This window comes from Bradyrhizobium sp. LTSPM299, assembly GCF_000938235.1.
GTDB lineage: Bacteria > Pseudomonadota > Alphaproteobacteria > Rhizobiales > Xanthobacteraceae > Bradyrhizobium.
Genome location: NZ_JYMU01000075.1, coordinates 1 through 10,639 on the forward strand (window position 1 = coordinate 1; position 10,639 = coordinate 10,639).

Genomic DNA, 10,639 nt, shown 5'->3' on the forward strand with positions numbered 1-10,639 from the left:
GATTGCAGTTGATACGCAGCATCATCTCATCGTGGCTCACGAGGTGACCAATGTGGGCACCGATCGCAATCAACTCGCCAACATGGCCGGGCAGGCGCGCGACGAGATGGCTGTCGAGACGCTCGAAGTCGTGGCAGACCGCGGCTATTACGATGGAGAGGAGATCAGGGCCTGTGAAGATTCCGACATCACGGTGATGTTGCCGAAGCCGTTGACATCGGGCGCCAAAGCCGCTGGCCGCTTCGGCAAACAGGACTTCGTCTATGTCGCCGCCGCAGATGTTTATCGCTGTCCCGCCGGCGAGCGGCTAACTTATCACTATACGAACGTAGAGGACGGAAAGACGCTGCGCCGCTATTGGACAAGCGCCTGCAAAACCTGCGCGCTAAAAGTTCAATGCACGACGGGCCCCGAGCGCCGCATCACACGCTGGGAGCACGAGGCCGTTCTGGAGAACGTTCAGGACCGGCTCGACCGCAGCCCCGATGCAATGGGTGTCCGTCGTCAGACAGTGGAGCATCCGTTCGGCACGATGAAGTGTGGATGGGAGCAACGCACTTTCTCACGAAGAAGCTGCCAAAGGTGGCCACTGAGATGGCGCTCAACGTGCTCGCCTACAACATGAAGCGCGTGATGACGATCCTGGGCGTAGGCGGATTGCTGAAGGCGATGCGGGCGTGAGGCCGGCCTCTGGACGACCAAATCAGCATCTACGCGAAGCTCCAGGTTACCACTGAAAGCATGGCTCGATTCCATCGAACTAGAAGCCCGACGGCCGCGAAATGCGCCAGCGCCCCAAGTTGTGCAATTTTAACACGGCCTGGGCCAGAAGCGGACTCATGCGCCGCACAATATTCGCGACGTCACTACACCACCTCGTCAGCGCGGGCTAATCAAGCTCGCCGTACTTGTATGAAAGCGAACTATCTGAACTTCGTCGCATACTTTTCCGCAATTTCATTGATCTGCTCCTTGGTCAGCTTTTTTGGCGCTATACCGGGAGGACTACAGGTTTCGCGAAAAAAGGCATCTAGGCCGGTCGGCGTCACCATCCAGAGCAGAAGCAGTTCTTGATCGGGATTTTTGAACCCATGCCAGGAGTTTTTGGGAATGAAAATTGTCCCTCCTTTCTCGAATGGAAGAGGTACATCGTTCAGTATGAATGATCCGCGGCCCTCTAAAATATAAAATGCTTCATCCGCTTCGAAATGGATGTGGATCGGAATGCCTGCGCCGATGGGCACCTGCTGCGTCCCAATGGCCAGATTTTTGGACCCCTTGAGGGGGTCGACCTTAATGAAAATGTTCCCGGGATTACGAAAATGGACGAGATGTTCGCCTTCGGTGGGGCCCAGCACGTATCCCTGTGAAGCCGCCCCCCCTTCTGCCTCGGCCGCACTCGGTAGCAAAGCATGACCGACGCCGAGACCAGCCAAGCCCAATAAAACGGAGCGACGCTTTTGAGTAAGTTCGACCATGGCAATCTCCTTTGGAGCGCAACGATTTGGTCTTTTCGCCAACACCTTTCGCTCCAATCATATACTAGTTTTCACTGAACGGCGAGTAAGTGGGGTGGAGCAAACGAAGTCCATTCCGGTCAAAATGCGAAATACTCGTTCCGAGTAGATGTCTTCCGCTTTGCCGCCGAACTCGGACATTGCTCGACGCGGTCGGCGCCTCGCATTTGTGCCAGATTCCGACATGGGCCGCTTCGCAAATTAAGGCTATTGTAAGCGCTAATGAGCGGCGCGCGGCAACAGGAGCCATTGTTCAATGACCCGCACTCTGTCCGAAACTGACGTCGCGAACGTTTTGAAATACGAGCAACTCATTCCAGCGATGGAGAAAGCCCTATCGGCTTTCTCTGCTGGTCGGGTCATTCAGCCCGTGCGCAACATGCTCACCATCGAGGAGGGAAAGCGATTCCTAGGCATCATGCCGGCGGTGTCCGAGGACGGGATGGGCGCCAAGCTTGTGTGCTTCTTTCCAAAGAATGCCGGGACCAAGGTACCGACGCATCTGGCCATGATCATGCTCTTCGAGCCAGCAACTGGTCAACCTTTGGCGTTCCTGGATGGGCGTCTCATCACTGAGATGCGAACCGCCGCCGTTTCCGCAGCAGTAACGGAGTATCTCGCGCCCAAAAATAGTGAGGTGCTGGCATTGCTGGGAAGCGGAGTTCAGGCGCAGGCGCATCTGCAGGCTCTTCGCCATGCCTGCCAGTTCAAGGAAGTGAGGGTATGGAGTAGGACCCCGGAACGCGCGCGGCGCTTTGCTACGCTGCATGGCGCGAAGGCGATGGACCTTGAGCCGGCCGTGCGGGGCGCCGACGTGATCGTGACGGCAACAAATGCTCTAGAGCCTTTCTTGAAGGGCGAGTGGCTGAAGCCAGGCGCGCACGTCAACGCAGTCGGCTCTCCCCGCCCTACGTGGAGAGAACTTGACGATGCCGCTATGCATAACACTCTAATCGTCGACTCGCGTGAAGCTGTGCTCAAGGAGTCAGGCGATGTGATCTTGTCTAAAGCCCCCATCTTTGCGGAAGCAGGAGAGCTTTTCGCTGGATCGAAGAGGCCGGATCGGTCAGCGACGACGGTGTTCAAGTCTGTGGGGATTGCGGTGGAGGATATCGCCGCCGCGCGACTGGTCTACGATGCCATTGAGCGTGGCTGAACCCCGAGGGCCATGATGTCGGCTCCGGGTCAAAAAGCGACCTCAGCCCATCGCTGTGGCATGTCCGTTCTGCCACCAAAGATCGCGATAGGGGGGAGCCTTGCGGCTCCACCCCTGTGCCTGTCAATAAATTAAATCCGGGCATATTGGTGATGCAGTCCGCCCAGAGTTGGGCGACAAAGAATGTGCCCGACGCGATCGACGGCGCGCGAGATCGGTGCATCTTTCTCCAGGGATAGATGCGTGCGGGCCCCATTGTAATATTTCATGTACGACAGCAGTAGGTGACGGAGGTGGCGCTCGCTGAACACAACGACGTGGTCAAGGCATTCCCTGCGGATCGAACCGATCAGCCTTTCAGCATATCCATTTTGCCAAGGGGAGCGCGGCGACGTCGGTCGATCGCGAATGCCCATTGATCGAAGCCTTCGGATGAAAACCTCACCATAGGCTCCGTCCCGGTCACGAATGAGATAGCGGGGAGCTTGTTCCCAGCCGCAGGCTTCCGTGATCTGATTTGCGATCCATTCTGCGGTCGGATGCGCTGTGACGCCAAACCATAAAATCTGCCGTCGACCATGCCCCACAATCAACAAGCCGTAGAGCAGACGAAATGAGATTGTTGGCACGACGAACAAATCCATCGCGGCGATGCCGTCGGCATGATTGCGAAGGAACGTCCTCCAGCCTTGGGATGGCGGGTCTCTTCGCTTGGCCATGTACTTGGCGACGCTGGTCGGTCCGATATCAATGCCGAGCTTGAGGAGTTCTCCATGGATCCGCGGCGCTCCCCACAGAGGATTGGCAATGCTCATCTCGCGGATAAGCTTGCGTATCTCAGGCGCTACAGTTGGTCGGCCGCCACGGCGCCGCGACTTCCACCGCCAGTACGATCTGAACCCGGCGCGATGCCATTTAATCACGGTCTCCGGCTTCACGATCGCCAGGGCGCCCAGCACCTTCGGAGCCAAACGATACAAACCGGCGAATATCAGACGGTCCAGCATCCCGAACGTCGGCCGTTTCGGCGATTGCCGCCGCAACACGTTAAGCTGATGACGCAAAATCGTGTTTTCAGCCTCAAGCGAGGCCCGCGACCGGAACGCTCCGACCAACGCCAACCAGATTAGGCTACAAAGCTCTCGCATAGGATAGGAGCATCGCCCGATTCGATACCAGTTGCCAGCAAGATTGAGTTTCCGACAGGGACAGGACGCGTTCTCCAAGCCTGAACCATATGGAATCCTGCTGCGTAAGGATGATACGGCGTTCAAGGCTATTGCCGATGCCGCGACCGCAAGTCTCTATCAGAGTCCTGAGCTTGCGGCGCTCTACGACAAATGGTTCACCCAGCCGATCCCGCCTAAGGGCGTCAATCTGGACATCCCGATGAGCCCGGCGATGAAGCGGGCCTTCGCGAAGCCAACGGATTCGCCGGATCCGTCGACCTACTGATCGGCAACGCCCGTTTGATGTGAGGCTCAATTCTCGGAATTTGGTCCATCGCGGTCGGGCTCGCTCTCGCGTCGAGTGGATCGCGGAAAAACTACCGGTCAACTTATGGCTCATCCGCTTCAGCATACGCCTTCCGATGGCCGCAACTGGTGTCAAATTTTCTGACGTGTGGTATCTAGCTCCGCTGGCACGCAGAGTTCTTGCCGGGGTCCGTTCTGGGTCAAACGCGTCGCTTTGACCGCACGCTGACCAATTCCGGTCTCCGTTCAAAAGCAGACCTTTTCGAGATCGGTAGGCATTATCAAAGGTGCCAACAAGAGACTCACGCGCCGCAGCAATCTAACAGCTTATTCACGACCTTGTCGGCGCGCGCGATAGCAGTACACGCTCGAATGTTTTCCGTTGCGAAATTCGGCAGGCGTCCCGTCCGGGTCAAGCGTGCTCGACAAAGCTGGCCGAGACTGCAAAACTACCCTTAACCCGAACAAAGGAGGAAGCCATGAATATCGGTCGTCGCGAACTGATCTTGCCAGTGCTTGCCATTGGACTGGGCGGCGTGGTTCCGGCTTTTGCCGCTGCGGATGAAGACGCCGTCGCGAAGAGTGTCGAGGCATTCCGCGTAGCTCAGGCCGCAGCCAATGCCGAGGCTCTCGCAGCGCTCTGCGCGACGGAACTCAGCTACAGCCACTCGGACGGCCACGTCGAGGACAAGGCGACTTTCATTGCCAACGCCACCAATGGAAAAACGAAGTGGTTGTCGCTAGAATACAAGGACCCCAAGATCCGCGTCGTCGGCCCCGCCGCGATCGTGCGATTCAACTGGGTGGGCGAAAGTGAGGCAATCGCCGACGGCAAGAAGAGCTCGACTAATCTTCACATCCTGATGAATTGGCAAAAACAGGGCGAGGACTGGAAGCTTCTGTCGCGAGCGGCAACCAAACTCTGATCGCGTCAGAACGCAGGCTCGCTAAGTTCGGTTCATCACCAGGGCATGCGCTTGGCCGGAGTACCGGAGGGTGATGTCCGCTTCGGGCATTGGCCGTCATCCGCGACAGCCGGGAATCAAGATTGACGGCCCCGGAATCGCAATCCAGTTGTTATGGAAGAAGTCGGCCGGCGGCCGACTTTTGTCCGGCTCTCCACCGACTGCAGTCCTCAGTCAAGAAGCGGCAATCCACACGTCGACAAGAACGCAGCCGTTCCATCGTAGAAAGCCGGCGGACGGGTGGCGTCGATGGGGTCACCTCTCGGAATGTAAATGACCATCCCCTGTCGCGAGCGTGTCAGCAGTACACGGTAAGCGTTGGTGAGATAGACCTTGCGGTTGTCATCATTGACGTTCTGCCACCGCGTGCCCGAGAACCGATAGAATTGCCACCTTTGATCGACCGACCGAAAATCGGCATCCCAGCAAACCCCGACCCAATCGAGCTCCAGTCCCTGAATATCGAACTCGGTCGCGGGATCTTCCATATAGTAGGACGATCGAACGTCATCTTTTCCGTTCAAGAACCACGTCGTGGCTTCGATCTTTTCATGAACGTTGATCCCTTCCGGCTTCAAGCGTGAAGCACCTGACGAGGCAACCAACCCAATGCGTTCTGAGCCTCTGGCGCGATCTCGGAGCCATTGTCGCGCCCGGCCTAGTTCTCGCGTGATGGCGATCGGATACGTCGCCTTGATTGCTTGGTAAAGCTCGTTGGCCTCCTGGGCTTCACCCGCAACCAGCGCGCCAACAAATTCTGAAAGCTTCTCGGCACGGAACGATCGAACAGAAACGGCCAAATGAAGCGCGGGCAGCGATTGGCTCTCGAGCCCTTCCAGAAGCACCGCTAGATCTTGCCCCCAATGATAGTCGCGATGAGCGAGTTGCTCCGACGTGTAAACTTTCCAGTCACGAAAGCTTCGCTTGAGCGCAGCAAACCATTCGGTCAGGCCTGCTTCACCGGCGTTGATCTCCTGCCCGCCACCGATGAGGCAAATGATCGTGCACCAGCCGTCATGCCGGTCCAAAACGCTAATGAGAAACTCAGGCTCAGACATCTGGAAATTTGTCTGGCCCTTCTTTTGACTCATGAAGTTTGCCAGATGCTTGGCGTCCCACGCGCGCTGCGCCTCGTCGAACACCGCAACGCGCTCGATCGGAGGCTCGGATGTGACGAGGTTGCTATCTCGGAAATGCATAATGTTCTGAACGAAGCTTTTGACTTTCCGGGCCGCATCAGAGATTTCCCAGGATGGCTTCAGGGGCTTGATCGACAAGCTCTCGGATCGAGCTAGAATAAAAGGCACCGTTCATTGTGTTTATGTGCGCTTCCACCTGGTTTTTCGGTTGATCCTATGACGTCGGACAAGATTGATCTAGCAGCAATGGCCGACATGTTGGCAGAGTCCCCGGACTATCGGGTGCTCCGCCGGCTTGTGCCTCGAACTGAATTTGCCCCGTACGAGGGGTTAGCCACAAAGACTGGCATCTTGCTGGATGTCGAAACCACCGGGCTCAATACCGCGCAAGATGAGATCATTGAGCTTGCGATGGTAAAATTCGACTATCTGCCAGATGACAGCATAGCCCGAATCACCGACGTCTTCTCGTCGTTCAACGAACCCCCGAATCCAATACCCGCCGAGATCACCGAACTCACGGGGATTACGGACGAAATGGTCCTGGGGCATCGGATTGATCCAGACGCAGTTTCTGCGTTTGCCTCCGATGCCGTGATCATCGTCGCCCACAACGCACTCTTTGACCGAAAGTTCGCCGAGCGCTATTGGCCGCTGTTCGAGCGGAAGTCCTGGGCATGTTCCGCGACGGAAATCGAGTGGCGGCGGCACGGATTTGACGGATCGCGCCTCGGCTACCTGCTGGCCGGCATCGGCCTTTTTCACCAGGCCCATCGCGCAATCGACGATTGTCGGGCTTTGATTGAAGTCTTAGCTGCGGACGTACCAAGTCAGAATCGATCCGCCTTCGCGATTCTCCTCGAACGTGCTCGGCGCAAGACAGTCCGTATATGGGCCGAGCAATCGCCCTTTGATCTAAAGGACACGTTGAAGAAAAGAGGCTACCGATGGAGCGACGGTGCTGATGGACGACTGAGATCTTGGTACATCGACGTTGACGAAGCTCATCAACCTGCAGAGATCGAATTTTTGAGAACGACCATTTATCTCCAAGACGTCGATCCAAGAATTCAAACAATGAGCGCGATGAACAGGTTTTCGAACCGCGTTTAGCTGATCTCGACGCCACGCGGTCCTGCACGCAGCAGACTACACGTCAGATCTACGCCACCAAGTCGATTCGGCGGGCTTCTCGTTGCGCTTTAAACGCGGCGATGAACACTTTGAGACCGGCGCCGGTCAAACCGTCCTCGCCGACGAGCCCAAGCTGCATGAGGTTGGCCATTTCGGCCGGACTATTGCCACGCGTCGACCCACCGCCGAACAGCTTGACTAGAATTCGCTGTTCCCGGCGCGTGAGCGTATTCCAAAGCGTCAAGTCGGGCACCCCATGCCTCGCGCGAATCGCCGCATGACCCCGAACGGATTAGCTGGCCGCTCAAAGGCGGAATCGTGGCGAAGGCCGCAATGCTGGGAGGAGCGCCCAGGTTTTCAACAGCCCTCGCGACGACACTGACCATTGTTCGTTTGGCGCGGCTCACGCCGGAGGCGTGAAAAGCGGATCGACTGCGTACTTTACGGCTGCGACGACACAATCGGGTCCGGCAACGGCGCGAACTGCATCTCTGCGAACGCAGACCCCGCGTACGCACTGGCGACCAAGATCATGATCCGGATGGCGACGAACAATGGTGCCTCCCCTTCTTTTCGTCTTGGACTCTAGATCGCAGAGAGTCCTTGCCAGCCGATGAGGAAAGCTGGTTGCCGCCGTGTTGAACGGATTGGTGAGCGAGAGCTTTACGGCGTCACGTTTATGAAGTGAGAACCGTATTGGCCGATGGTCCGCCCCGCTAAACGCGGGATGTACCGTCACAAGGCATTGTCGCCATAATCAAGAAGGCGCAATGCACAATGTCAATTTTCAGGGCTTTCCTTTCTGTCCTCTCGGGATTCTTTGTCTGCCTGTACGTCTATGATGCCTGCTTTGGCGATGGCGGTGTCTTAGCGCCGTCGGCTGGCAACATCGTTGTGCATCGATGGCCGGCCCCGGACGAATTCCGCCCTACCATGAACGTCATTTCCGTGGCGCGTGCCGACACCACGCCGGCGGCGCGCGTTACGGAAACATTCGCGACGTTCATGCCCGGCGATGACAGGAGCGCCCGCGACCTAGCCCGGCCGCCCGCAGATTCGGTAAAGCCGCGGGGTTAAACAGCTCGTCGCGTTCCATCTGAACTTTGGCTAGCTGATCCGTTCGGACGGCGCTCGGGTGTCCACGATGGATGGCACCCTCAGCTTTCGTGAATGAGAAATTATGGAAAATGTCGGCCGGCGGCCTACTCTCCGATCCACTTTCTGGTCAGTTCAATCGACCTAACGCGCGAATCATAATCGCGATTGTGGTCTGGTACCTCGGGAGCCTCAATCCGATAGCAATTTGGAAAGCGGTATCGAAAGAACCTCTGCAATTCGAGCCATCACCAATAAACTCGGATTACGCTTACCTCGCTCGATTCCGCCGACGTAAGTCAGATCGATCTCAGACTCGAACGCGAGTTCTTCCTGTGTCATTCCCCGTTGCTTGCGGAATCTACGAACGTTTTTGCCAACAATTGCGCGCCAATCCTGCATTGCAGGATCGGGCATCGGTGGGTATATAGTCTCTAGGGAATATAGTCCCTATTTTGCGTTTTCCGTGCAAAGTTCCTGTGGCTGCGCCGAATACCGTCTTGGGGCGGACTGACCCGGCTGCTGTGCTCTTGATGACCAACTCTGAATGCGTGCGCATTCAATGAGGATCCCTATGAAGAAGCCGCCGTTTGATCCCGCTGTCGCGGACATCGCTCCAACCGACACGATGCTCACCGTCTATGATGAGCAGCACATGATCACTTATCTGCGTTTACTCGATGCGGATGCGGACGGCGCTGATTGGCGGGAGGTCACGCAGATCGTTTTGCATATTGACCCAGATCGAGAGCCAGATCGTGCGCGCGAAGCGTTTGATAGTCATTTGGCCCGCGCCAAATGGATGACCGAACATGGATACCGCCAGTTGCTACGTGGCGGTGCCCTAAGCTAGCCGAAGTGGCTCCCGACTACGCTGGGGTGGAGCTTCGACCTCGCCCGCCCGTCGCAAGGGGAGCGCACCGCTCCCGTTAAGCCCTACCTGCCTTGGCAAGCCCCTGCCGGGCCGGCGCCACCCGGTCAAGGCCGCAAGCCGCGAAGCGGGGGCGCGGAACGCGCCAGCCTTTACCGGGTGGCGCCGTCCGGCATACTTGTCCTCAAACATAGAGGCCTGCTCCTCCGCTCAGAGCCCCAGTCCTCGCGACCGTGCGAATGACCAGTCGACCCCGCCGCCTGGCATGACGATGCCCGAGATGTGCTGGCCGATGCGCTTGTCGAATACCGGCTGCCACGGCACCAGGCTGAAGCCAAGGCCGCCGTCTCCACTGAGGCTCTCGATCATCGCGAACCGGCCGCTGGACAGTTGAGTCGAGCCGACAAGCTGCCCGCTGATGCCGTTACCGGGAACCGCGGGCCGCCATTGTAATCCGCGCTCAGTGGCCAGAGCCTTGCCGGCTCGTTCGATGTCGACGGCCTCGAGGCGCTGGATCAGGTCCCTGGGCGCTCGGATGTTGCCGGTGCCAATGTCGGTGGCATGGCCCATGTTGACCAGCGCCTGCTTGCGCTGCTCCAGTGCCGCCCTCACCTCCTGGCCGAACCCTTCGCCAGCGAGTGCGGTGCGCAGGCGGGAGACCAGTTCGCGGTCGAGCCAGGTCGCGCCGTCATGGCCGATCTGCTGGTCGAGACCGGTCGGTGACAGCACACCGACCCGGACGTTGGCGCGATCCCGCGCCAAATCGTAGGCCTGACCACGCTCGGCGAGATCGGCTGGAACGCGCCATTGCTCCGCGTTGATCCGTTCGACATGACCGGCCCGGCGCAGGGCTTCCAGCCGGCGGACATGGGAGCGGACAAAGGCCTCCGGATCGCCCCCGATACGGTCGATGGTCACGCGTGCCCGCTCCAAATGTTCGGACGGGCGATAGATACCCCCTTGGCCTGCGACCTCCACGATATTGCGGTCGGTGGCACGTGGCCCAGGAGGGGCGGAGCCGGCCGCGACGATCATGCCCCGACCGACGTCTTCTGCGCGACCGGCATCCATCTCGATGTGATGCACGCGGCCGTCCACCCCATCGATCACCAGGTGGACCCGCTCGCCCATCTCGTCCCCGCCAAGCCCCTTGTCGAGTACCCGGCCGACGATGCGCTCGGTCGTGGTCTCGCGGTGCACGACGTAGTGCGCCGGATGCCGATCTCGGACCAGGCCTTCGCGTTGCAGCGCCCGGTGCATGGTCTTGATGATGTCGCCGCGCTCGCC

General features: G+C 58.4%; 10 protein-coding genes and 2 pseudogenes. 6 read left to right on the plus strand and 6 right to left on the minus strand.

What is annotated here, in order from left to right; all coding sequences use genetic code 11:
* A pseudogene (locus tag UP10_RS34135) lies at positions 1–681 on the plus strand (transposase); the annotation flags it as partial.
* Positions 682–923: 242 nt separating this feature from the next.
* Here the strand turns inward: UP10_RS34135 and UP10_RS34140 are convergent.
* The gene (locus tag UP10_RS34140) at positions 924–1,478 is read right to left on the minus strand and encodes a cupin domain-containing protein (protein ID WP_044591589.1); all 555 of its coding nucleotides are present in this window, start codon (positions 1,476–1,478) and stop codon (positions 924–926) included.
* Between the two features lie 295 nt (positions 1,479–1,773).
* On the opposite strand from UP10_RS34140, the gene UP10_RS34145 reads away from it, so the two are divergent.
* A complete protein-coding gene (locus UP10_RS34145; RefSeq protein ID WP_044591590.1) occupies positions 1,774–2,673 on the plus strand; it encodes an ornithine cyclodeaminase family protein in 900 nt (299 codons plus the stop codon).
* Between the two features lie 131 nt (positions 2,674–2,804).
* On the opposite strand, the gene UP10_RS46065 is transcribed toward UP10_RS34145, so the two are convergent.
* A complete protein-coding gene (locus UP10_RS46065; RefSeq protein ID WP_245322071.1) occupies positions 2,805–3,680 on the minus strand; it encodes an integrase core domain-containing protein in 876 nt (291 codons plus the stop codon).
* Positions 3,681–3,885: 205 nt separating this feature from the next.
* Here UP10_RS46065 and UP10_RS34155 point away from each other — a divergent pair.
* Positions 3,886–4,128: pseudogene (locus tag UP10_RS34155) on the plus strand (amino acid ABC transporter substrate-binding protein); the annotation flags it as partial.
* A 499-nt stretch (positions 4,129–4,627) separates the two neighbouring features.
* The gene (locus UP10_RS34160; RefSeq protein ID WP_044591593.1) at positions 4,628–5,074 is read left to right on the plus strand and encodes a nuclear transport factor 2 family protein; all 447 of its coding nucleotides are present in this window, start codon (positions 4,628–4,630) and stop codon (positions 5,072–5,074) included.
* A gap of 209 nt (positions 5,075–5,283) precedes the next feature.
* Here UP10_RS34160 and UP10_RS34165 read toward each other — a convergent pair whose 3' ends face one another.
* The gene (locus UP10_RS34165; RefSeq protein ID WP_050043932.1) at positions 5,284–6,390 is read right to left on the minus strand and encodes a DNA/RNA helicase domain-containing protein; all 1,107 of its coding nucleotides are present in this window, start codon (positions 6,388–6,390) and stop codon (positions 5,284–5,286) included.
* Positions 6,391–6,468: 78 nt separating this feature from the next.
* On the opposite strand from UP10_RS34165, the gene UP10_RS34170 reads away from it, so the two are divergent.
* Positions 6,469–7,365, plus strand: coding sequence for a 3'-5' exonuclease (locus UP10_RS34170; protein ID WP_044591594.1), 897 nt, complete (start codon positions 6,469–6,471; stop codon positions 7,363–7,365).
* 49 nt (positions 7,366–7,414) lie between these two features.
* On the opposite strand, the gene UP10_RS34175 is transcribed toward UP10_RS34170, so the two are convergent.
* Both UP10_RS34175 and UP10_RS43500 read right to left on the minus strand, forming a co-directional pair.
* Positions 7,415–7,639 carry a hypothetical protein gene (locus UP10_RS34175; RefSeq protein ID WP_044591595.1) on the minus strand — a complete coding sequence of 75 codons (225 nt, stop codon included), beginning with the start codon at positions 7,637–7,639 and terminating at the stop codon, positions 7,415–7,417.
* 1,034 nt (positions 7,640–8,673) lie between these two features.
* Positions 8,674–8,898 (minus strand): helix-turn-helix domain-containing protein, encoded by a 225-nt coding sequence (locus UP10_RS43500; protein WP_197086967.1) that lies wholly within the window; start codon positions 8,896–8,898, stop codon positions 8,674–8,676.
* Between the two features lie 157 nt (positions 8,899–9,055).
* On the opposite strand from UP10_RS43500, the gene UP10_RS43505 reads away from it, so the two are divergent.
* On the plus strand, positions 9,056–9,334 hold the full coding sequence (locus UP10_RS43505) for a DNA -binding domain-containing protein (RefSeq protein WP_082077403.1): 279 nt from the start codon (positions 9,056–9,058) through the stop codon (positions 9,332–9,334).
* 228 nt (positions 9,335–9,562) lie between these two features.
* Here UP10_RS43505 and UP10_RS34185 read toward each other — a convergent pair.
* The coding region (locus tag UP10_RS34185) for a DUF3363 domain-containing protein (protein ID WP_044591597.1) at positions 9,563–10,639 on the minus strand (1,077 nt) is incomplete at its 5' end.

Excerpts from the sequence above, each read along its gene's own strand:
- UP10_RS34140 (WP_044591589.1), bottom strand. The coding sequence starts at position 1,478 with ATGGTCGAACTTACTCAAAAGCGTCGCTCCGTTTTATTGGGCTTGGCT.
- UP10_RS34145 (WP_044591590.1), top strand. The coding sequence starts at position 1,774 with ATGACCCGCACTCTGTCCGAAACTGACGTCGCGAACGTTTTGAAATAC.
- UP10_RS46065 (WP_245322071.1), bottom strand. The coding sequence starts at position 3,680 with ATGCTGGACCGTCTGATATTCGCCGGTTTGTATCGTTTGGCTCCGAAG.
- UP10_RS34160 (WP_044591593.1), top strand. The coding sequence starts at position 4,628 with ATGAATATCGGTCGTCGCGAACTGATCTTGCCAGTGCTTGCCATTGGA.
- UP10_RS34170 (WP_044591594.1), top strand. The coding sequence starts at position 6,469 with ATGACGTCGGACAAGATTGATCTAGCAGCAATGGCCGACATGTTGGCA.
- UP10_RS43500 (WP_197086967.1), bottom strand. The coding sequence starts at position 8,898 with ATGCCCGATCCTGCAATGCAGGATTGGCGCGCAATTGTTGGCAAAAAC.
- UP10_RS43505 (WP_082077403.1), top strand. The coding sequence starts at position 9,056 with ATGAAGAAGCCGCCGTTTGATCCCGCTGTCGCGGACATCGCTCCAACC.